This window comes from Paenarthrobacter sp. NPDC090520 (genome assembly GCF_044769205.1).
Classification (GTDB): Bacteria; Actinomycetota; Actinomycetes; order Actinomycetales; family Micrococcaceae; genus Arthrobacter.
In genome coordinates this window covers 350,027-370,450 of record NZ_JBIVXM010000001.1, presented here as the reverse complement: position 1 = coordinate 370,450, position 20,424 = coordinate 350,027, and the positions used below count along the sequence as shown (strand labels likewise).

At 63.0% G+C, this 20,424-nt stretch carries 19 protein-coding genes; all 19 read right to left on the bottom strand.

All coding sequences use genetic code 11. From position 1 onward, the window contains the following. Window positions 1–46: 46 nt before the first annotated feature. The 19 genes from ACIQTZ_RS01790 to lysA all read right to left on the bottom strand — a co-directional run bounded on the left by ACIQTZ_RS01790 (window position 47) and on the right by lysA (window position 20,422). Window positions 47–937 carry a F0F1 ATP synthase subunit gamma gene (locus ACIQTZ_RS01790; protein ID WP_397322409.1) on the bottom strand — a complete coding sequence of 297 codons (891 nt, stop codon included), beginning with the start codon at window positions 935–937 and terminating at the stop codon, window positions 47–49. A 76-nt stretch (window positions 938–1,013) separates the two neighbouring features. Then, a complete protein-coding gene (gene atpA, locus ACIQTZ_RS01785; RefSeq protein WP_397322526.1) occupies window positions 1,014–2,651 on the bottom strand; it encodes a F0F1 ATP synthase subunit alpha in 1,638 nt (545 codons plus the stop codon). A gap of 83 nt (window positions 2,652–2,734) precedes the next feature. Beyond that, window positions 2,735–3,562 carry a F0F1 ATP synthase subunit delta gene (locus ACIQTZ_RS01780; protein ID WP_397322408.1) on the bottom strand — a complete coding sequence of 276 codons (828 nt, stop codon included), beginning with the start codon at window positions 3,560–3,562 and terminating at the stop codon, window positions 2,735–2,737. Then, entirely contained in the window at window positions 3,562–4,116 is a 555-nt protein-coding gene (locus ACIQTZ_RS01775; RefSeq protein WP_402976984.1) for a F0F1 ATP synthase subunit B, read from the bottom strand. Before ACIQTZ_RS01775 ends, ACIQTZ_RS01780 begins: the two co-directional genes overlap by 1 nt. Window positions 4,117–4,164: 48 nt before the next feature. Then, on the bottom strand, window positions 4,165–4,383 hold the full coding sequence (gene atpE, locus ACIQTZ_RS01770; RefSeq protein ID WP_402976981.1) for an ATP synthase F0 subunit C: 219 nt from the start codon (window positions 4,381–4,383) through the stop codon (window positions 4,165–4,167). A 78-nt stretch (window positions 4,384–4,461) separates the two neighbouring features. Beyond that, window positions 4,462–5,262: a F0F1 ATP synthase subunit A gene (atpB, locus tag ACIQTZ_RS01765; RefSeq protein WP_402976978.1), complete on the bottom strand. Its 801-nt coding sequence runs from the start codon at window positions 5,260–5,262 to the stop codon at window positions 4,462–4,464. 81 nt (window positions 5,263–5,343) lie between these two features. Further along, on the bottom strand, window positions 5,344–5,679 hold the full coding sequence (locus ACIQTZ_RS01760) for a hypothetical protein (RefSeq protein WP_402976975.1): 336 nt from the start codon (window positions 5,677–5,679) through the stop codon (window positions 5,344–5,346). Then, on the bottom strand, window positions 5,666–6,157 hold the full coding sequence (locus tag ACIQTZ_RS01755) for a hypothetical protein (protein ID WP_402976972.1): 492 nt from the start codon (window positions 6,155–6,157) through the stop codon (window positions 5,666–5,668). The genes ACIQTZ_RS01760 and ACIQTZ_RS01755 overlap by 14 nt, the downstream gene beginning before the upstream one ends. 649 nt (window positions 6,158–6,806) lie before the next feature. Then, complete coding sequence (locus ACIQTZ_RS01750; RefSeq protein WP_400330212.1) at window positions 6,807–7,919, bottom strand: MraY family glycosyltransferase; 1,113 nt, start codon at window positions 7,917–7,919, stop codon at window positions 6,807–6,809. Window positions 7,920–8,162: 243 nt separating this feature from the next. Further along, complete coding sequence (locus tag ACIQTZ_RS01745) at window positions 8,163–9,116, bottom strand: glycosyltransferase (RefSeq protein ID WP_402976969.1); 954 nt, start codon at window positions 9,114–9,116, stop codon at window positions 8,163–8,165. Beyond that, on the bottom strand, window positions 9,116–9,901 hold the full coding sequence (locus tag ACIQTZ_RS01740) for a WecB/TagA/CpsF family glycosyltransferase (protein ID WP_402943438.1): 786 nt from the start codon (window positions 9,899–9,901) through the stop codon (window positions 9,116–9,118). Before ACIQTZ_RS01740 ends, ACIQTZ_RS01745 begins: the two co-directional genes overlap by 1 nt. Further along, complete coding sequence (locus ACIQTZ_RS01735) at window positions 9,898–10,803, bottom strand: L-threonylcarbamoyladenylate synthase (RefSeq protein WP_402976966.1); 906 nt, start codon at window positions 10,801–10,803, stop codon at window positions 9,898–9,900. Before ACIQTZ_RS01735 ends, ACIQTZ_RS01740 begins: the two co-directional genes overlap by 4 nt. A 12-nt stretch (window positions 10,804–10,815) precedes the next feature. Next, complete coding sequence (prmC, locus tag ACIQTZ_RS01730; protein ID WP_402976963.1) at window positions 10,816–11,688, bottom strand: peptide chain release factor N(5)-glutamine methyltransferase; 873 nt, start codon at window positions 11,686–11,688, stop codon at window positions 10,816–10,818. Window positions 11,689–11,705: 17 nt separating this feature from the next. After that, window positions 11,706–12,779 carry a peptide chain release factor 1 gene (prfA, locus tag ACIQTZ_RS01725; protein ID WP_397322393.1) on the bottom strand — a complete coding sequence of 358 codons (1,074 nt, stop codon included), beginning with the start codon at window positions 12,777–12,779 and terminating at the stop codon, window positions 11,706–11,708. 322 nt (window positions 12,780–13,101) lie between these two features. Continuing rightward, the gene (gene rho, locus ACIQTZ_RS01720) at window positions 13,102–15,261 is read right to left on the bottom strand and encodes a transcription termination factor Rho (RefSeq protein ID WP_402976960.1); all 2,160 of its coding nucleotides are present in this window, start codon (window positions 15,259–15,261) and stop codon (window positions 13,102–13,104) included. A gap of 307 nt (window positions 15,262–15,568) precedes the next feature. Then, window positions 15,569–16,543: a homoserine kinase gene (gene thrB / locus ACIQTZ_RS01715; RefSeq protein ID WP_402976957.1), complete on the bottom strand. Its 975-nt coding sequence runs from the start codon at window positions 16,541–16,543 to the stop codon at window positions 15,569–15,571. Window positions 16,544–16,545: 2 nt separating this feature from the next. After that, on the bottom strand, window positions 16,546–17,649 hold the full coding sequence (gene thrC / locus ACIQTZ_RS01710) for a threonine synthase (RefSeq protein ID WP_402976954.1): 1,104 nt from the start codon (window positions 17,647–17,649) through the stop codon (window positions 16,546–16,548). Further along, window positions 17,650–18,966, bottom strand: coding sequence for a homoserine dehydrogenase (locus ACIQTZ_RS01705; RefSeq protein WP_400330190.1), 1,317 nt, complete (start codon window positions 18,964–18,966; stop codon window positions 17,650–17,652). Then, window positions 18,959–20,422, bottom strand: coding sequence for a diaminopimelate decarboxylase (lysA, locus tag ACIQTZ_RS01700; RefSeq protein WP_402976951.1), 1,464 nt, complete (start codon window positions 20,420–20,422; stop codon window positions 18,959–18,961). Before lysA ends, ACIQTZ_RS01705 begins: the two co-directional genes overlap by 8 nt. Between the last annotated feature and the right edge of the window lie 2 nt (window positions 20,423–20,424).

Genomic DNA, 20,424 nt, shown 5'->3' with positions numbered 1-20,424 from the left:
TTTATCTGTTTGGTGCAGGTGCGGCTTCGAGCCGGATCCGTACCGGCTAGGACGCGAGGGCGTCGGCGCCGGCCACGATCTCGGAAAGCTCCTGCGTAATCTCGGCCTGGCGGGCCGTGTTGCGAAGGCGCGTGTACTTCTTGATGAGTTCCGTTGCGTTGTCACCGGCCGACTTCATGGCCCGCTGGCGGGCGGCGAGCTCGGAAGCTGCTGCCTGCAGCATGGCTGCGAAGATGCGGGACTCGATGTAACGCGGGAGCAGGGCGTCGAGGACCTGCTCCGTTTCCGGCTCAAATTCGTACAGCGGCAACAGCTCGGACTCCGAGGCTGCTTCCTCTTCGACGACCTCCAGCGGAAGCAAACGGATTACCGTCGGCTCCTGCGTCACCATCGACTTGAAGCGCGTGTAGACGACGTGGATCTCGTCCACGCCACCCTCGGCGTAGTCAGTGGCGAAGTCTTCGAGAAGTGCAGCACCGATCTCCTGGGCCGTTCCGAATTCCGGAGCGTCCGTACCACCCGTCCAAACACGGGAGTAGTCACGGTTACGGAATTCGAAGTACGCCTGGGCCTTACGGCCAACCAGGTACGACTTGACTTCCTTGCCTTCTGCGCGAAGAAGCTCGGTGAGGCCTTCGGCCTGCTTGAGCACGCTTGCGGAGTACGATCCTGCAAGGCCACGGTCCGAGGTGATGATCAGGACGGCGGCGCGGCGGATCTGCTCCGGCTCGGTGGTCAGCGGGTGGTCGATTTCGCTCTGGGTCGCGACAGCAGAAACGGCACGGGTAATGGCGTTCGCGTAAGGCAGTGAAGCTGCTACGCGGGCGCGGGCCTTACCGATGCGCGAGGTAGCGATCAGTTCCATCGCCTTGAAGATCTTGCGCATCGACGTCGTCGAGCTGATCTTCTGACGGTAGACCCGAATCTGGGCTCCCATACTTATCCTTTCCTAAGTTCCCGACGTACCGCCCTGCCGGGGCCCTTGCGGACCCCGGCAGAGCAGGTCATCGAAACTAGCGCTTCTGCTTGACGATCTTTTCCTGGTCGACGTCGCCGCCCGAGATCGCTTCGTGCTCTTCGTGTCCGGCACCAACCAGTCGGTTGTCGCCCTCTCCGAAGAAGCCCTTCTTGAAGGAAACGACTGCTTCCTTCAGCGCTGCGGCGGTGTCGTCATCCAGGACGTTGGTCTGGGCCAGCGTGGTCAGGATGGAGGACTGGTGCTTCAGGTGCTCCAGGAACTCGGACTCGAAGCGGCTGATGTCCTCAACCGGAACGTCGTCCAGGTAGCCGTTGGTACCGGCCCAGATGGAAACAACCTGGTTCTCAACCGGGAACGGCGAGTACTGGCCCTGCTTCAAGAGCTCCATAAGGCGAGCACCACGGGTCAGCTGCTGGCGGGAAGCAGCGTCCAGGTCCGAGGCGAACATGGCGAAAGCCTGCATGTCGCGGTACTGGGCCAGGTCCAGCTTCAAGGTACCGGAGACCTTCTTCATGGACTTGACCTGTGCGGCGCCACCAACGCGGGAGACGGACACACCAACGTCAACAGCAGGACGCTGGTTGGCGTTGAAGAGATCCGACTGGAGGAAGATCTGGCCATCGGTGATGGAGATCACGTTGGTGGGGATGTAGGCGGAAACGTCGTTTGCCTTGGTCTCGACAATCGGCAGACCGGTCATGGAACCTGCACCGAGCTCGTCGGAGAGCTTTGCACAACGCTCCAGGAGACGGGAGTGCAAGTAGAAGACGTCACCCGGGTATGCTTCACGTCCCGGCGGGCGGCGGAGCAGCAGGGACACGGCGCGGTAGGCTTCAGCCTGCTTGGACAGGTCATCGAAGATCACCAGGACATGCTTGCCGCCGTACATCCAGTGCTGGCCGATGGCCGAGCCTGCGTACGGTGCGAGGTACTTGAAGCCGGCGGGGTCCGAAGCCGGGGAAGCCACGATGGTGGTGTACTCCAGTGCACCGTGGTCCTCGAGGGTCTGACGGACGGCTGCGATGGTGGAAGCCTTCTGGCCAACACCAACGTAAACGCAACGAACCTGCTTACTGACATCGCCCGAAGCCCAGTTGGCCTTCTGGTTGATGATGGTGTCAACCGCGATGGCGGTCTTGCCGGTCTGGCGATCGCCAATGATCAGCTGACGCTGGCCACGGCCGATCGGAATCATGGCGTCGATGGCCTTGAGGCCGGTCTGCATGGGTTCGTGAACGGACTTGCGCTCGGTCACGCCCGGAGCCTGGAGTTCCAGTGCACGGGTGGCCTCGGCCTTGATCTCGCCGAGGTCGTCGATCGGCTGGCCCAGGGGGTCAACCACGCGGCCCAGGAAGGCGTCGCCAACGGGCACGGACAGGATCTCACCGGTGCGGTGAACTTCCTGGCCTTCTTCGATTCCGGTGAAGTCACCGAGGATAATGACACCGATTTCGCGGACGTCAAGGTTCTGGGCGAGGCCCAGCGTGCCATCTTCGAAGCGAAGCAGCTCGTTCGCCATGACCGAGGGAAGACCCTCAACACGGGCGATGCCGTCACTTGCGGTGGTCACGCGACCAACCTCTACGCGCTCTGCGTTACCGGGTTCGTAGGACGCCGCGAACTCGTTCAACGCATTACGGACGTCGTCGGCGTTGATGGTCAATTCGGCCATCTGCAGTCCCTGCTCTCCTGTTTTCGTGATCATCGTTGCTCACGATGACCGGGTTTATATCAGTTAGTTGTGCTTTGTCTTCACTAGCCAGCGAGCTGACGGCGGAGTTCGGTCAAGCGGGCGATGACCGAAGCGTCAAGCACTTCGTCGCCTACCTGGACACGGACTCCACCGATCAGTGCAGGATCAACAGTGATGTTGACCTTCAGTTCGCGGCCGTAGAGGGCGTTGAGCCCGGCCTGCAGTCGGCTGGCCTGCGTTTCCGTCAACGGACGGGTAACGCTGACAGTTGCAATCCAGCGCTGCTGGCGCTTGGCTGCAAGCTTGGCGAAGGATTCGACGAGCTTGCTCGGCTTGACACCGCGCGGCTCCGAAACTGCCTGGCCAATAAGAACCTTGGCTTCCTCGCTGATGCCAGGAACAAGCTTCTCGGCAAGGGCAGTCTTGGCGGCACCCGATGCCTGCGGCTCAGACAAAGCCCGCTGTACTTCGTGGCTGGAAGCGACAACCTGGTTGAAGGCAAACAGATCGTTTTCCAGCTCTTCCAGCCCCGTAATACCGGAGGCAGAAACGGCCGACTTGTTTTCAGCTACCGCAATGACGACCGTGGCGGCAAGCGTCTCGAGTGCATCGCCGATATCGCGTGCGGATGCCCAGCGCGAGCTGGCCAGTCCGCCTGCAATCTCAGCAGCATCAGCGGAGACTTTTCCGCCAACCAGCTGCTTGACCAGCGCCGACTTCTCGTCCCCGCTGCGGGAAGGGTCAGTCAGGGCGCGGCGCAAGCCAGCCGAGCTGTCCACCGTTCCCAGGATTCCGAAGAGGTCCTTTGCCAACTGCAGCGAGGCCAAAGGAAGCTTGGCTTCCAGGTCTGCCAGTGCTGTGGTCAGCGATTCGCTCGATATTCCTGCCATTACTTAGCTGCACCTGCGTTCTGGGTCTCCAGATCAGCCAGGAAGCGATCCACGACGCGTGCCGAACGCTCGTCGTCGTTGAGTGCTTCGCCGACGATGCGGCCTGCCAGCGTGGTAGCAAGCGTGCCAACCTCGGAGCGGAGCGAGACAACAGCTGCCTGGCGCTCGGACTCGATGGCGGCGTGTGCCTGCTCGGTGATGCGTGCAGACTCAGCAGCTGCCTTGGCCTTCAGGTCCGCGAGGATCTGGGCGCCTTCGGCACGTGCTTCTTCGCGGATGCGGTTGGCCTCGGCACGGGCATCGGTGAGCTGCTGCTTGTACTCTTCAAGAGCTGCAGAAGCTTCTGCCTGGGCCTGTTCGGCCTTCGCAATGCCACCTTCAATTGCTTCGGCGCGCTCTGCGAACGTCTTCTCGAACATCGGGACAACAAACTTGACCACGATGAACAGGAGGACTGCGAAGCCGACGAGGACAACGCCCATTTCCCAGATGTTGGGCAGCAGGGGCATGGGCTTTTCACCCTCAGTGGCGGCTGAGATGATCAGCTGATTCATATTTCACCCGTCCTATCTACTCGTTGGAAGTCGCTAAGTTCTTGCTTATTAGGAAAGAACGAAAGCGAAGACGAGGCCGAGGATGGCGAGAGCTTCGGTCAGTGCAAGACCAAGGAATGCGATCGGCTGCAGCACACGCTGAGCTTCCGGCTGACGTGCCACACCGTTGATGTAAGCGGCGAACACGAGACCCACACCCACACCACCGCCGATGGCCGAAAGACCATAGCCGATGAGGTTGAGGGAGCCGTTGATGGTGCCTTCCATTTTTTCTTCCTTTCAAGATGCCGCGGGCGCGGCAGGTTGTTTGGGTTGCTTCATCCCCGCTGGGGGAAGTTGGTGAGCCTAGTGGCTGTCGGCGTGCAGTGCGCCTTCGATGTAGATCGCGGTCAACAGAGTGAACACATAAGCCTGCAGGGCCATGATCAAGGCTTCGAGCATGTACATGGCGACGGCGCCGACCAGCACCAGGACCGAGGCGCCCTTGAGCAGGACGTTCTCCTGCATGACCAGGAACTCGATGCCGGACCCGGCGAGCATGACGATCAAGTGGCCGGCCAGCATGGTCGCAAACAGACGGAGGCTGTGCGTAACCGGGCGGACCAGGAAGTTGGAAATGATTTCGATCGGAACGACGATCGGGAGGATGTACCACGGAACACCGGAGGGAACAGTTGCGAGCTTGAAGTAGCGCAGTCCGTTCTTCTTGATGCCGATGATGATCCAGGTGAAGTACACGATGCCTGCCAGCACGTAGGCGCCGCCCACGTGGGAGAAGCTCGGGAGCTGGATCACCGGAATGGCGCCGTAGATGTTGTTCACCAGAATGAAGAAGAACAGGCTGAACAGCAGCGGAACATACTTGATGAAGTCCTTGCCGCCGATGATGTCCTTGGCAATGCTGTTACGGACAAAGCCGTAGGCCATCTCGCCGGCGAACTGCAGCTTGCCGGGAACCAATTGCTGCTTCCGGGCTGCGGCCACAAAGAAGGCGGCAATAATGACGACCGACAGGATCACCAGCAGCATTTGCTTGGAGAAGCCGTCCTCGGCACCCCAAGGCAGGATTGCCGGCAGGTGCATTTCTTCGATTCCGGGTGGGGTGAAGGACCCCGAATCCTGGGCTGGGAGCGCAAGCGCGATCAACGCGTTTCCTCTCTGCTGTGTCCATCATTGGGCATTGGGCGGAACGCGGACACGTTCATCGCATCCCCATTCCATGTGAAATTATTTGGCATTACTGTCCCCGTCGTTGGACGGACCGCTGTCTGCGTTGTTCTCTCCGGCAGAAGTGCTTTGCTTGGTGAGGCCGTGCATATGGGAAAGATAGAACCCTCCTGCGGCTCCCAGCAGAGCGCCAAGGAGCACAATCCAGCGGGTCCCCCACAGATTATCCAGTCCCCAGCCTATCAAACTCCAGACAATGATCCCGCCAATGATGTAGCTGAAGACGGCGATGCCGGCGTTGTATCCACCATCATTGGGCGCATCAGGAGATTTGGTCGGCGGCTGCGATCCATGTGCATCTGAGGAATGGCCGGTTTTGCGCTTACGGAGAGGCATCCGGGCCGCCCTTCTGGCTGGCTGGGTCATTGAAGATCTGCAGGCGCGCCTTGCTGAATCCGTAGATTTCGGCGGCCTGCCAGAACACGACACCGACGACGGCGCCGATCAGGAACCAGCGGCCGTGCAGCCACGCAGGGGCGCCGACGACGAACAGCACGACGGCAAATCCGATGACTTTGACGAAATACGTCGCAACAAAGAGACCGACTGCGCCAGAAGGATTGTTCCGGCCGACGAAATGGCCGATCAGCAGGCTTATCGCAAAAAAGAGCATTACCAGCGACGCACCGAAAGCAACGGAAACCGCGCCTTGGACGCCGTTCATGAGTGCGGCTATGAGGCAGCACACGACTGTGGCGGCGAGCGACGCTACAGTGCTAAGCAGCAGCAGCCTCAACCACAAAGATGAGATGCGCCCGAATACCCCAACACCACGTTTGCCGGACGGACGTCCGGTTTCGGCGTTGGATGTCATGGGGATACCAATCCTCGTGGCAGGGGAGCCATATTCTCAAAGTGGGGTTACGGGCGAGTGACTGTCCGCACCAAGAATTCTACACGAGATAGAACTGTGATCAGTAATCCGTCTCCACCAGGAAGGCACCCGGTGGCATCACCGGGTGCCTTGCCTCTTGCTTTAGTAACTCCTCTGCTTCAGGAACGACGCTCCTTAACAGTTACGCGCGTCTGTGGCACCCGGACCCCATCCGCCGGATACACGGACTCGTACCGTGGTGTAGGGGGCGACAGTCACGCAGGCACTGTCAGCAAGGAACCCCGTTGCCATGATGTTCGAGTAACTGCCGCAGATGTTCCTGATGTCCGCGTAGGTGCCTCCCCATTCACGCGCAGCCAATCCATTTACCAGCTGAGCGCACCCAGAAGCGTTAGCGGGAGCCGCACCGGCGACCAATCCCCCGGCCAGCAATCCAGCAACACCCATGGCACTCGCGAAGCGTTTGAATTTCACTTTTCCCCCAATTGATATTCCCCAATAGAAGCCAGCACTCAGCTGCTGACCCGTTGATGCCACAGGACGCGGCACAACTTGGACAAGCTAACAACGTGGCCAGGAGGGGTCAAGTCAAACAACGTAGACAGCGCCGGCAACCGGGAGCTCCCAATTACTCCCCCGGTTGCGCCGTGTTTCGGGTGAAGTAAGGCCAGGCTGTGACAGCTGCCATCACCAGGGCCGCAGCAACATCCACGATCAGGACGATCTGCCAGGGAAAGACAGCGAACGCGACGCCGCCAAAGGCAAGGATGCAGGTCCACACGTACAGCATCACGACGGCGGTACGGTGCGAGTACCCGAGGTCCACGAGCTTGTGGTGGAGGTGCCCGCGGTCCGCTGACCACGGCGACTGTCCACGTGCGGTCCTGCGGACCACGGCCATGCCGAAGTCGAGCAGCGGCAGCGACAAAACAGCAAAGGGCAGGAGGATCGGAATGATGGTGGGAATACCGTTGGCGCGGTCGTAGAGGCCGGAACCAATCTGTCCGGTGGCCACGACGCCGGCCGCGGCCATGAGGAGGCCAATCAGCATGGCCCCGGAATCACCCATGAAAATCTTGGCGGGAAACCAGTTGTGCGGCAGGAACCCGATGCAGCCACCCACCAGGATGGCCATCAGGAGCGTAGCCAGGTCCGAGTTGTCCGTTGAGGGATTGTTCCGGTGCACCCAGTACGCCGTCAGGAAGAACGCTCCCCCGCCGATGGTCGCCACGCCGGCAGCCAAGCCGTCCAGGCCGTCGATGAAGTTCACCGCGTTCATGGTGGTGACGATCAACCCTGCCGTGAGGACGATCTGGACCAGCTCGGATTGGATGAAGATCGGCTCGGGGATGAAGGGAACCACGGACATCCGGACGCCCCAGATCGCCACAATGAAGGCGGCTCCGGCCTGGCCAAGGAGCTTGATCCACCACCGGATGTCCAGGATGTCGTCCGCCACGCCCACCGCAACGATCACCACGGCGCCGGCAAGAATCCCCCACGGGGCATCGTTATGCCTGAAGATGTCCTTGACGAAGAAGGAATTGCTGGCCACCACAAGGGCGACAAAAAAGCCCGCGAAGATGCCAAGGCCACCCAGCTTGGAGATCAGGGACGAGTGCATGTCCCTGCTGCGGATGGGGCGGTAGAGCCGGAGCTTGTTGCCCAGGACCCGGGCACCCCATGTTCCCGCATAGGACACCACGGCAGCCGTGAGCGCCATCAGGAGATACATGATCATGATGCGGCTCCGGAACGCAGCGCGGTGGCCGCTGAAAAGTCGAATGGTTCGGGGCAGCTTGGTGTGTGGAACGCTGTCTGTGGATAAATGGAACTACTCCGTCGCCATGCCTGCACCGGCCGTGCCGAATGTTGCTGGTTTTCTGTGGACTCTAGTCACGATACTAATGCCAACCGCCGTGACCAGCGGCGCGACGCAGCCGCCGGCGGGCCTGCTTTTGGCCGTCCTGTTGCTGCGTTCCCGCTACTTTTGCGGACCCGTGACGTCCCGCAAGGCGTAGATCCCCTCCAGGACTTTTTCATTGGACCGCGGCGGCCGGTAGCTGTCGCGCAGCCCCTTCAGGAACCCTGCCACCAGGACTTTCCGGTTGGATGAGGACGCAATGGTCCGCGTCCAATTCCGCAGCGATGCACCAGTGAAAAGAATCTTCTCCCACGGGGCCAGGGCGTTGGACCGCGTGTAGACCCACAGTTTGTTGCGGACCTCGTAATAGAAGCGGGGACCGGGATCCGCGCCTGCGTCGCCGAATACCTTCGTGTGGTGGTTGGCGACGGACGCGTCGGTTGTCAGCGCCACACCGCGCCGGGATACCCGGGCCGTGAACTCGAGGTCGTCATTCCAGATGAAATAGTCGGCAATCGGCAAACCGTGGCGCCTGATCTCCTCCGCATGGACCAGCACGGAGACAAACGAGGCACTGCGGATCTGGGTCGCACCCACCCGCGTGGCCGCAACCCGCGCCGATTCAGCGGCACCGATCCTGGGCCGCATGCGGTTCATCGGATGGTCGCGGCCATCGGTCCACACCACCCGGCTGGCAATGAACGCCGGAGTCTCCCCCGTTTGCCGGGCGTAGCCCTCGGACACCTCCAGGGCTTCACGGAGGGCACCGGGTTGCGGCTCGGTGTCATCGTCCATGATCCACACATGGTGGGCGCCATGGTCCAAAACGGCGCGTTCCATCCCCACCACAAACCCACCGGCGCCGCCCACGTTGGTGTTCAAGGTGACTACATCGGTGGGCACCGGACCCGCGTAACTGCGCAGGAAGGCGGCAGTTCCGTCGGTGGAGGCGTTGTCCACAACGACGACGGCGTCCGGCACCTGCGTGCCGGCGGCGATGCCCGCCAAGGTTGTCTCAAGGAGTTCGCGCCGGTTATAGGTCACCACGACGGCGACCACCACGGGTTTTGACATTACTTCCCTTTGGTCTGGGATGGCTGGAAACGCCTGCGGATCAAAAGGCCCGCCAGCTTCCACGGTTCAACGAATACTCTGTAGGCCACCCGGCCCGGGTGCAGCACCAGGCGCCAGGCCCATTCGAGGCCCAGCCGTCCCAGCCAGCGGGGCGCAAGCTTCTGGACACCGGCAACTTGTTCGATCGCTCCACCCACAGCGCAATAGACGGCAGGTGGCAACTGCTGGATCCTCCGTTGCAGGACCATTTCCTGCAACGGCATGCCGAGGCCCAGCAAAACCAGTTGGGGGCGATAGGACGCGAGCCAGTCAACCACGGCGTCCTCAAGTGTTCCGTCCCAGCCTTCGCCGGGCATGCCGTCCACCGTAGCACCCGGGATGATCGTGCGGAGCTTGGCGACTGCCTTGGTATTGGCGTCACGTCCGGCGCCGATCACTGCCACGCGTTCAAGTCCTGCCACGCCGCCCAATTCCGGAATCCAGTCCATGGATCCCATCCGGAAAGCCATGGTTCCCTGGCCCAGGGGTTTCAACTGCTCCCTGTGGGCAAGGCCCCACAGCATGGCTACCGGAGCACCATCCAGAAGCACAATCTCGCTGTTGTCATAGAGCCCACGGAAGTCCGGACGGGAATGGAACAATGTGACGCTGTGCAGGTTGTGCCCCAGGACGGTGCTGGTTTTGCCATCGGCGATGAGGCGTCCGAGCGCTGCAACCACCCCGTCGGCGCGCAGCGGAGTGGCGTCGACGTCAAGGACGGGGACGCGCTGGCGTTCGGGAATCATTCGGGGGTGGCTTCGCGCGCGGCCCCGGACGATGGTCCTGTTTCCCCGTCAGCCGCAGCCGTTGTGGGCGTGGTTTCCGAGGGAGCCCCAAGGTCGCTTTCGGACGGTGTTTCCGCAACGCTTTCGGACGGTGTTTCCGCAACGCTGGCGGATGGTGTTTCGGCGACACTTTCGGACGCCGCATCGGTGACGCCCCCGGCGTCGGCCTCGCTCTGGGCCCCGGATGCTTCCGGAGCCGCCACTTCGCCCACTCCCAACACGGAGGGCACTATGTCCCGCAAGCGGTCCAGGGAAATGGCTCCTTGGCGCACCACCTTGAAGGGGGTGGATGTCGCGTCCACGATCGTCGAAGGGACGGCGGCCGTGCCTTGGACCGGCCGGAAGCCACCCTCAAGGTACACCTCCACCGATTCCGCCAATTGCAGGCGTGCTTCGGAAGCGGTTTGCGCGGCTTCCTGGCCAGTGCGGTTCGCCGAGGAGACGGCGAGCGGACCGGTGAGGCCAAGCAGTTCCAGGGCGAGCTCGTCATCGGGCATACGCAGGGCCACGGTGCCCTTCGTATCTCCGAGGTCCCAGTCCAGCGAAGGCTGCGCATGGAGGATGAGCGTCAGGCCACCCGGCCAAAAAGCCTGTGCCAGGGCCCGGGCATCAGCCGGAACATCGGTGGCCAGTCCATCCAAGGCGTTGATCCGAGGGATCAGGACAGGAGGAGGCATTTGGCGGCTGCGGCCCTTCGATGCCAGCAGCATGGTCACCGCGAGCGGAGAGAAGGCGTCTGCCGCGATGCCATAGACGGTGTCCGTAGGCATCACGATGCACTTCTTTTCGCTGATGGCACGCTGCGCGTGCTGCAGCCCTTCAGCCCGCTGGTCATCGGAAGTGCAATTGTAGGTTGTGGTCACAGCGCTATTCTTTCACTCGTTGGGAGCGGTCTTTGCCAGCACTGCGCTCGTGGCACGTTCCTTGCCATTGAGGTCAAAGTGCGTCGTAATTTCCTGCCAGTGGCCGGCGCGCCGCAGCACGCCGGCGATCCATGCCGCCTGGACTTCCGCGTGTTCCATCACAAAGTAGCCCCCGGGCTTCAGGAGGCGGGCTGCAGAGGCGGCTGCCGCCGTCGGAAGTTCCATCCCGTCGGCTCCCCCGCCGTACAACGCTTCGGGGGGATCGTGCAGGGCGACTTCGGGTTCGTTGGGAATGGCTTCGGCCGGAATGTACGGCGGGTTGGAAACGACGGCGTCAAAGGTTCCGTCGTGCTCGGGCAACGCATCCCGGAGATCGCCCGCCACCAAGGTCACACCCAAAGGTTCCAGGTTGCCGGCAGCCCAGGCGTGGGCCAAGGCACTGAATTCAACGGCGTAGACGTCGGCCCCCGGGATCTCATGCGCGATCGAACCGGCGATTGCGCCCGATCCCGTTCCGAGGTCCACCACTTTGGGGGCGGACACCCCTGCCAGCCGGTCGATCACCAACTGCACCACGGATTCGGTTTCGGGCCGGGGAATAAAGACGCCCGGTCCCACGCGCAACTCCAGGTGGCGGAAGTAGGCGACGCCGGTAATGTGCTGCAGCGGCACGCGTCCGGCACGCTCGGCCACCAAGGCGGCGTAACCCTCCGGTGCCGGCGAATCGCCAAGGAGCAACGCACGCAAGCGTCCAAGGCCCACGTTCAGGAGGTGGTCGGCAAGGAGCTCGGCGTCGACCCGCGGGGTGGGAACGCCGGCGTCGGACAAAACAGCCGTGGCCTCACGGACGGCGTCCGCGAGGCTCTGGCCAGGGTAGAACGGCATGGCTTGTGCTACCGGCTTTACTCGCCGATGGCGTCAAGCCGCGATTGCTCGTCCATTTCGATCGCCGACTGGATGACCGGTTCCAGGTCACCGTTCATCACGGCGTCCAGGTTGTACGCCTTGTAGCCGGTGCGGTGGTCCGCGATGCGATTTTCCGGGAAGTTGTACGTGCGGATGCGCTCGGAGCGGTCCATGGTACGGATCTGCGACTTGCGCTGCTCGGAGTTCGCTGCGTCGATCTGCTCCTGCTGGTGCGCAAGGAGCCTTGCCCGCAGGACGCGCATGCCGGCTTCACGGTTCTGCAGCTGCGACTTCTCATTCTGCATGGCCACGACGATGCCTGTGGGCAAGTGGGTGATGCGGACCGCGGAGTCGGTGGTGTTCACGGACTGACCGCCAGGACCCGAGGAACGGTACACGTCGATCTTGAGGTCGTTCTGGTTGATCTCAAGTTCTTCGGGTTCATCGACTTCCGGCAGCACCAGGACGCCGGCGGCAGAGGTGTGGATGCGTCCCTGCGATTCGGTCACGGGAACACGCTGCACGCGGTGCACGCCACCTTCGAACTTCAAGCGGGCAAAGACGCCTTCGGCGGGATCGTTCGAGTTGCCCTTGATGGCGACGGAAACGTCCTTGTACCCGCCCAAGTCGGACTCGGTGGCGGAGATCATTTCCGTCTTCCAGCCGCGGGATTCCGCGTAGCGCATGTACATGCGCAGCAGGTCGCCGGCGAACAGGGCAGCCTCGTCGCCGCCTTCACCGCCCTTGACTTCAAGGATCACGTTGCGGGCGTCATCCGGGTCACGCGGAATGAGGAGCCGCCGCAGCCGCTCCTGCGCCGCGGGAATCTGCTCCTCGAGCTGCTCCACTTCGGCAGCGAAGTCCGGATCCTCGGCAGCCATCTCCTTGGCGGCTTCCATGTCATCGTTGAGCCCGCGCCACTTGTTGTAAGCCTCCACGATGCCCTGGAGCTGGGCAGAACGCCGCCCCAACTTACGGGCTACGGACTGGTCGGCGTAAACAGCAGGATCGCTCAACTGTGCCTGGATGGCAGCGTGCTCATCAAGCAATCCCTGGACGGACTCAAACATTTTCAAACCTCTTTCGACTCGTACAAGTCTAGTAACTGCGGCGTCGGGCCAATGACACAGGGCTGGAGCCCGCATTGATCCTTCAGGAGACCCGTGCCGCCGTCGAGCATTTTGCCAACCCGCGAAGGCGGGCCGAAAGCGGAACGAGCCGCTGACTCTGCTGCCCCGGGAGTGCGTTCGATGACTCCCAACCTTCGCAAGCTCAGGTCGGGGCCCTCGTCATCTCTCTTAGGGCCTGCCGGAGCGTGGTGGCAAAGTCCGAAGGGACTTTGCCACCACGCGTAGGGGCGGGGGCAGCAGAATCAGCGGCTCACCAGAGCAGCTACTTGTCGTTGTCCGACTTGGCTCCAAGCGTCGTCTTCTGGACCTGCATGAGGAACTCGACGTTGCTTTGCGTTTCCCGGATCTTGTTGGTCAGCAGTTCGAGGCTCTGCTGCTGCTCCAGGCCGGAGAGGACGCGGCGCAGCTTCCACATGATCTTGACTTCTTCAGCCGAGAGCAGGTTCTCTTCGCGGCGCGTGCCCGAAGCATTGACGTCCACGGCCGGGAAGATGCGCTTGTCCGCCAATTGGCGGGACAGGCGAAGTTCCATGTTGCCCGTGCCCTTGAACTCTTCGAAGATGACCTCGTCCATCTTGGAACCGGTCTCGACGAGCGCGGTGGCCAGGATGGTGAGCGAGCCGCCGTTTTCGATGTTGCGGGCAGCACCGAAGAAACGCTTGGGCGGGTACAGGGCTGCGGAGTCCACACCACCGGACAGGATACGGCCGGAAGCCGGTGCTGCCAGGTTGTAGGCACGGCCCAGGCGGGTCATGGAGTCCAGGAGGACCACCACGTCCATGCCCATTTCGACCAGGCGCTTGGCGCGTTCGATCGACAGTTCGGCAACCGTGGTGTGGTCATCGGCGGGACGGTCGAAGGTAGAGGCAATGACCTCGCCCTTGACGGTCCGCTGCATGTCCGTAACTTCTTCGGGACGCTCGTCAACCAGCACCATCATGAGGTGGACCTCAGGGTTGTTGGTGGTGATCGCGTTCGCGATGGACTGCAGGATGAGCGTCTTACCGGCCTTCGGCGGGGAGACGATCAAGCCACGCTGGCCCTTGCCGATCGGGGCCACGAGGTCGATGACGCGGGGGCCGATCTTCTTGGGGTCCGTTTCCAGGCGCAGGCGCTCGGACGGGTAGAGCGGGACGAGCTTTGCGAACTCGACGCGGTCCTTCAGTTCTTCAGGCGTCTTGCCGTTGACCGAGGTGACGCGGACAAGGGCGTTGAACTTCTGGCGGGAGGACTGCTGGTTGCGGTCTTCACCGTCACGCGGCGCACGGATGGCACCTACAACGGCGTCGCCCTTGCGGAGGTTGTACTTCTTGACCTGCGCCAGGGAGACGTAGACATCGTTGGCACCCGGGAGGTAGCCCGACGTCCGGATGAATGCGTAGTTCTCCAACACGTCCAGGATGCCGGCTACGGGCAGAAGGACGTCGTCATCGGTAACCTCGACGTCGTCAACATCGGGTCCCTGCGCACGTCCGCGGCGACGCTCGTTGCGGTCGCGGAAGCGGTCACTGCGGCTGTTGCCGTCCCGGTTGTCCTGGCCTCCCCGACGATCACCGCGATCGTTCCGGTCGTTCTGGTCATTGCGGTCGCGACGGTTGCGGCGACTCCGGCGGTTGCCGCCGTCTTCGGCGTCGTTACTGTCCTCGCGGCGGCTGCGGGAATTGTCACGGCGTTCACGCTGCTGGTCACCGCTGTCGGCCTGTTCGCGCTGCTCGGAACGCTCACCGCGGGTTTCGCGCTGGGGCTGTTCGGTGCGGGCTTCGCGCTGTTCTGTACGGGCTTCGCGCTGTTCGGTTCCCCGCTGCTCGGTGCTGCGCTGCTCGGTGCCGCGGGCTTCCGGTGCCGGCTGCTCGGCAGCGGGTGCCTCTGCCGTCTCGGCTGCGGGAGCGTCATTACGACGGCGGTTTCGCGTCCGCGGCTGGCGGCGTTCTGATCCGGCTTCGGCTGCTTCGGGCGCGGCCGGAGCCTCAGCGGCGGGAGCAGAAGCGGCCTCGGCTGTAGCCGCAGCAGCTTCTGCTGCGGCCACGACGCCGTCGCTGGTGGCACGACGGCTGCGGCCACGGCCACGGCGGGGTGCCTCCTGGGCCGCTGCTTCCGGAGCGGCCTCGGTTGCGGGAGCGTTGCTGTCAGCCGGCTTTGCTTCGGCGGCAGGGGTTTCCTTGGGTGCGGCCGACTTTGCGGCAGCAGCCTTGGTGGGCGCCTTTGCCGTGGATGTACCGGCACGGTGGGCGGAAATGGCGTTAACCAGGTCCCCCTTGCGCATACGGGATCCCCCGGAGATGCCCAGCTGGCTGGCAAGAGCCTGGAGCTGGGCGAGCTTAAGGCCGGCAAGGCCGCTGCTCTTGGTGGTTGCTGCCGTTGACGACTCGGCAGCAGAAGATGTGGTGTCCACAGCTGAAGCCAGCTCAGTGGTTTCTGTCACGAAGGATCCTTCCCCCTCGACGGCGCCCGGAACAAGAGCCGGACGCGATGATTTGTTCTAGGCTGCAGTTCAGATCTGCAACCGTTGATTTTGGCCGTGCCTGATGGATTGTGGCCAACAGGGCCGGATACTGATCGTCTTCACTGGATCCAGTTGCCCGGACAGCCGACTGAATTTTCAGGAAACAGAGAGAGTTCTGCGGCACCTGAGACAGGCCGGAAGGAGACGGCACCGCCAGACGTTGGCACAGTTGACGAAAGGTACGGCGAAACCACCGAGATCCAAAATCAGGGAACTGCCCGCGGCTTTACCGCCGGTGCACTTCCACTCTAGCACCTTCAACGTCCACAGCCAGCGTCATCACACGCCAGGCAACCTCGGGTGTGTTGGCCAACGTGAATACGTTGATGTGTTCGGTGATGGCATCGGCCTCCGCCGGGCCATTGGCGAGCACCATGACGGTGGGTCCTGCGCCCGAAACCACCGCGGCAAAACCTGCCGCACGCAAGGACGCGATCAGGTTGGCGCTGGGGCGCATGGCCTCGGCGCGGTAGCTCTGGTGCAGGTAGTCCTCGGTGCCCGGCAGCAACAACGCCGGTTGTGTGGTCAGGGCGTGGACCAGCAGTGCGGCCCGGCCCGAGTTCATGGCAGCGGCGTGGTGGCCGACCGAGGCCGGCAGGAGGCCACGGGCCGTCTCGGTGGAGAGCTCATAGTCCGGAACGGCCACCACGGGAACCACCGATGGCGCGACGTCCGCGCGGGTGCTGCTGTACTGCTCGCTGTCCTGCCATGACAGCGCCAGTCCGCCGAATATCGCGGGTGCGACGTTGTCCGGGTGCCCTTCGATTTCACTGGTCAGCTGCAGGATCCAGTCGCGGTCCTTGCGGGCCTCTTCGGGAACCAGCCCGTTTGCGGCGGTTACTGCGGCAACAACTGCCGAAGCAGACGATCCCAGGCCCCGGCCGTGCGGATTCACGTTGTCAGCGATGATCCTCAGGCCGCCGCGGACGTACCCGAGGCGTGCCAGGGCCAGGTCGATGGCGCGTACCACCAGGTGCGACGCGTCGCGAGGCAAAGTATCGGCCCCCTCACCGGAGAGCTCGAATTCGAGCTCTCCGGTGGACAGGGTTTCCACCGTCAAGGTGTCGTAAATGGACAGGGCCAAGCCGAGGCTGTCATAGCCGGGACCCAGGTTGGCACTCGTTCCGGGGACCTTGACGGTCAGCCGCTGGCCTGCCGCGACGAGCGCACGATCAGTCGCGGTGGGCTGCGTTGTTTCCACTCTTACTTTTCTTCCAGTCCCAGTTCTGCTGCAACGGTGACGACGTCGTTCGGCACCTTGACCGGCTGGACATCGCTGCCGTCCTCGGTGCGGAGGGCCCACTGCGGGTCCTTGAGGCCGTGGCCGGTAACCGTGATGACAATGGTCTTCCCGGTGGGCACATCGCCCGCGGCGTGCTTCTTGATCAAGCCTGCGACGCCGGCCGCCGAACCAGGTTCGACGAAGACGCCTTCCTTGGAAGAAAGCCAGCGGTGCGCGGCAAGGATTTCCTCGTCCGTCACGGCTTCAATCAGTCCGCCGGATTCGTCCCGGGCTGCCACGGCAGTCTCCCACGAAGCCGGGTTGCCGATGCGGATGGCCGTGGCAATGGTGTCCGGTTCCGTAATGGGGTGGCCGGCAACAAACGGCGCAGCCCCGGCAGCCTGGAATCCCCACATGACCGGAGCCTTGGTGGAAACCGCAGGCAGCGTGCCATTGGCTGTCTCGAAGGGGGCAGAGTACTCCTTATAGCCCTTCCAGTAGGCGCTGATGTTTCCGGCGTTGCCGACCGGCAGCACGTGGATGTCCGGGGCATCGCCCAGGGAGTCCACTACCTCGAACGCACCCGTCTTCTGGCCCTGGATACGGGCCGGGTTCACGGAGTTCACCAGGAACACGGGGTAGGACTCGCCGAGCTTGCGGGCAATGTCCAGGCAGTTGTCAAAGTTGCCGTCCACCTGCAGCAGCGTGGCGCCGTGGGCAATGGCCTGGCTCAGCTTGCCCATGGAGATCTTGCCTTCGGGCACCAGCACGGCGCACTTGAGGCCGGCGGCCGTGGCGTAGGCCGCAGCAGAGGCGGAGGTGTTGCCCGTGGATGCGCAAACAACCGCTTTGGCTCCGGCCTCCACGGCGGCCGTCATTGCCATGGTCATGCCGCGGTCCTTGAAGGAACCGGTCGGGTTCATGCCTTCGACCTTGAGGTACACCTGGGAGCCCGTCAGCTCAGAAAGCTTCTGTGCGTGGACAAGAGGAGTGCCGCCCTCGCCGAGGGTGATGACCTTCGTGGCTTCCGTTACCGGCAAACGATCAGCGTATTCGCGGATTACTCCGCGCCATTGGTGAGCCACTTAGACCCCTTCTACCCGCAGTACGGATGTCACAGAATTGATGACGTCAAGGCCCTTCATGGCCTCGACGGTTGCTGCGAGTGCAGCTTCGGATGCCCGGTGCGTCACGATTTTCAGCTCAGCCGACTCAACCTTGGATGCGGAATCCCGGTGGATCGTCTGTCGCATGATTTCAATGGAGACACCGTTCTCCGCGAAAATGTGGGCGATGCGTGCCAGGACACCGGCTTGGTCGGCGACGTCCAGGCCGATGTAGTAGCTGGTGTTCGAGGCATCAACCGGGAGAGCCGGAACATGGCCCGTGGTGGTTTCGGTGCGGCCCGGCCCCCCAAGGACCAACCGTCGCGCGGCGGAGACGAGGTCGCCCAGGACGGCAGAAGCCGTGGGAGTTCCACCTGCGCCCTGGCCGTAGAACATCAGCTCACCGGCGTTCTCGGCCTCGATGAAGACGGCATTGAACGCGCCACGGACTGCTGCGAGCGGGTGCTCGCGCGGCAACAGGGTGGGGTGGACACGAACCGAGATGCCGCTGCCGTTGTCCGAGGCCTCGATCTTCTCCGCGATGGCCAGGAGCTTGATGACGAAACCGGCTTCCTTGGCAGACGCGATGTCCTCGGCGCTGACCTTGGTGATGCCTTCGCAGTAGACGTCATCCAGCGAGAAGCGGGTGTGGAAGGACAGGGAAGCCAGGATTGCGGCCTTGGCAGCAGCATCGTGGCCCTCGACATCGGCGGTGGGATCAGCCTCGGCGTAGCCAAGGCGCTGGGCCTCGGCCAAGGCGTCGGCGAACTGGGCACCCGTGCTGTCCATCTGGTCCAGGATGAAGTTGGTGGTGCCATTGACGATGCCCAGCACGCGCGTGATGCGGTCGCCGGAAAGGCTGTCGCGGATGGGCCGCAGGATGGGGATGGCCCCGGCTACAGCGGCTTCGTAGGACAACTGCACGCCGGCCTTGTCCGCCTCTTCGTAGAGCGTGGGACCGTCCTGCGCCAGGAGGGCCTTGTTGCCGGTGACAACGCAGGCGCCGTTCTGGATGGCCGTGAGGATCAGCGAACGGGCAGGCTCAATGCCACCCATGAGCTCGATCACCAGGTCGGCGTCCTTGACCAAGGTCTCGGCGTCGGTGGTGAAGAGTTCGCGTGGAAGTTCCACATCACGGGGCGCGTCGATGGTGCGCACGGCAATACCGGACAGTTCCAGGCGGGCACCACTGCGGGCGGCGAGGGCGTCGGCGTCGTCAATCAGAATCCGCGCGACCTGGGCCCCAACGTTGCCACAGCCCAGCAGGGCCACCTTCAGGTTTCGCACTTCAGACATTCGCCACTCCCATGTCGCGGTTCAAGAGATCTTCTTCGGTTTCCCCGCGGACAATGAGCCTGGCGGCTCCGTCGCTTACAGCGACAACGCCGGGCCGGGCCAGGTAGTTGTAGTTGCTGGAGAGGGCCCAGCAGTAGGCGCCGGTACCCGGTACTGCGAGCAAATCACCGGCTGCCACATCCGCGGGCAGATATACATCTCTAACAACTATGTCGCCGCTCTCGCAATGTTTGCCCACTACGCGGGACAGCTGCGCAGCCGCCTCGGAGCCGCGGGAAGCCAAAACGGCCGAATAATCCGCGTCGTAAAGCACCGGACGGGCGTTGTCGCTCATGCCACCGTCCACCGACACATAGCGGCGGGGATACGTAACGTTCTCCTGGCCTTCATGCCCTGTTTCGGCATCCACGCGGACCGTCTTAAGGGTTCCCACTTCGTACAGAGTGAACGTGGTGCTGCCCACGATCGCCCGGCCGGGTTCGATGGAAATGCGCGGGGCCTCGATACCAAGTTCCGAGCAGGTGGAACGTACGACGGCGGCCATCGCCTCCGCGATTTCCGCTGCGGGGCGGGGGGTGTCCACCGGCGTGTAGGCGATTCCGTAGCCGCCGCCGAGATCGAGCTCAGGCATGACGATGGCGTACTTGGACTGCATGGCCGCCTGGAAAGCAAGGAGCTTCCTGGCTGCGAGGGCGAAGCCATCGGGCTCGAAAATCTGGGATCCAATGTGGCAGTGCAGGCCCAGAAGTTCAATGCTTGCGTACGAGGTTGCTGCTGCCACGGCCTCCTCGGCTGCGGACAGGCCCGCTTCCTCAGTTGAATCACCGGCCATGGACAGCCCGAATTTCTGGTCCTCATGGGCGGTGGCAATGAACTCGTGGGTGTGGGCGTGCACGCCGGGCGTCAGTCGGAGCATGACCTTGGCGGTTTCGCCCCGGCTGGACGCGATCTTGGCCACGCGTTCCAGCTCGTCGAGGCTGTCCACCACAATGCGGCCAAGCTTCATGTCCAGGGCCCTGTTGATTTCGGCATCGGACTTGTTGTTGCCGTGCAGGCTCAGGTTGCCGCCCGGCACCCCGGCACGCGCTGCGACGGCCAACTCGCCGCCTGAGCAGGTGTCCAGGCGCAGGCCCTCGTCGGTAACCCAGCTGGCCACGGAGGTGCAAAGGAAGGACTTTCCGGCGTAGTAGACGTCCACTCCCCCGCAAATGCCGGCGAAGGCGGCGTCGAAAGCGTCTTTGAACGCCCGGGCGCGTGACCGGAAGTCCGATTCACTCATGACGAACAGCGGGGTGCCGAACTGCGCCTTGAGTTCGCTGACGGACAGGCCATCGATGGTGACCTCGCCAGCGTGGTTCCGTTCAACCCCTGCTGCCCACAGGGGTTCCTGCAGGGCATTGAGGTTTTCCGGTACTGCGAGCCACCCGGGGGCGAGCGGTGAGGAGTGTTCAGTCATGG

What these genes read in the sequence shown, in the direction of transcription:
- ACIQTZ_RS01780 (WP_397322408.1), bottom strand. Translation starts at nt 3,562, where the DNA reads ATGGCAGGAATATCGAGCGAATCGCTGACCACAGCACTGGCAGACCTG.
- ACIQTZ_RS01740 (WP_402943438.1), bottom strand. Translation starts at nt 9,901, where the DNA reads ATGATTCCCGAACGCCAGCGCGTCCCCGTCCTTGACGTCGACGCCACT.
- ACIQTZ_RS01760 (WP_402976975.1), bottom strand. Translation starts at nt 5,679, where the DNA reads ATGCCTCTCCGTAAGCGCAAAACCGGCCATTCCTCAGATGCACATGGA.
- atpE (WP_402976981.1), bottom strand. Translation starts at nt 4,383, where the DNA reads ATGGAAGGCACCATCAACGGCTCCCTCAACCTCATCGGCTATGGTCTT.
- ACIQTZ_RS01755 (WP_402976972.1), bottom strand. Translation starts at nt 6,157, where the DNA reads ATGACATCCAACGCCGAAACCGGACGTCCGTCCGGCAAACGTGGTGTT.
- ACIQTZ_RS01750 (WP_400330212.1), bottom strand. Translation starts at nt 7,919, where the DNA reads ATGATCATGTATCTCCTGATGGCGCTCACGGCTGCCGTGGTGTCCTAT.
- ACIQTZ_RS01775 (WP_402976984.1), bottom strand. Translation starts at nt 4,116, where the DNA reads ATGAATCAGCTGATCATCTCAGCCGCCACTGAGGGTGAAAAGCCCATG.
- ACIQTZ_RS01790 (WP_397322409.1), bottom strand. Translation starts at nt 937, where the DNA reads ATGGGAGCCCAGATTCGGGTCTACCGTCAGAAGATCAGCTCGACGACG.
- prfA (WP_397322393.1), bottom strand. Translation starts at nt 12,779, where the DNA reads ATGTTTGAGTCCGTCCAGGGATTGCTTGATGAGCACGCTGCCATCCAG.
- lysA (WP_402976951.1), bottom strand. Translation starts at nt 20,422, where the DNA reads ATGACTGAACACTCCTCACCGCTCGCCCCCGGGTGGCTCGCAGTACCG.
- atpA (WP_397322526.1), bottom strand. Translation starts at nt 2,651, where the DNA reads ATGGCCGAATTGACCATCAACGCCGACGACGTCCGTAATGCGTTGAAC.
- ACIQTZ_RS01745 (WP_402976969.1), bottom strand. Translation starts at nt 9,116, where the DNA reads ATGTCAAAACCCGTGGTGGTCGCCGTCGTGGTGACCTATAACCGGCGC.
- ACIQTZ_RS01705 (WP_400330190.1), bottom strand. Translation starts at nt 18,966, where the DNA reads ATGTCTGAAGTGCGAAACCTGAAGGTGGCCCTGCTGGGCTGTGGCAAC.
- prmC (WP_402976963.1), bottom strand. Translation starts at nt 11,688, where the DNA reads ATGCCGTTCTACCCTGGCCAGAGCCTCGCGGACGCCGTCCGTGAGGCC.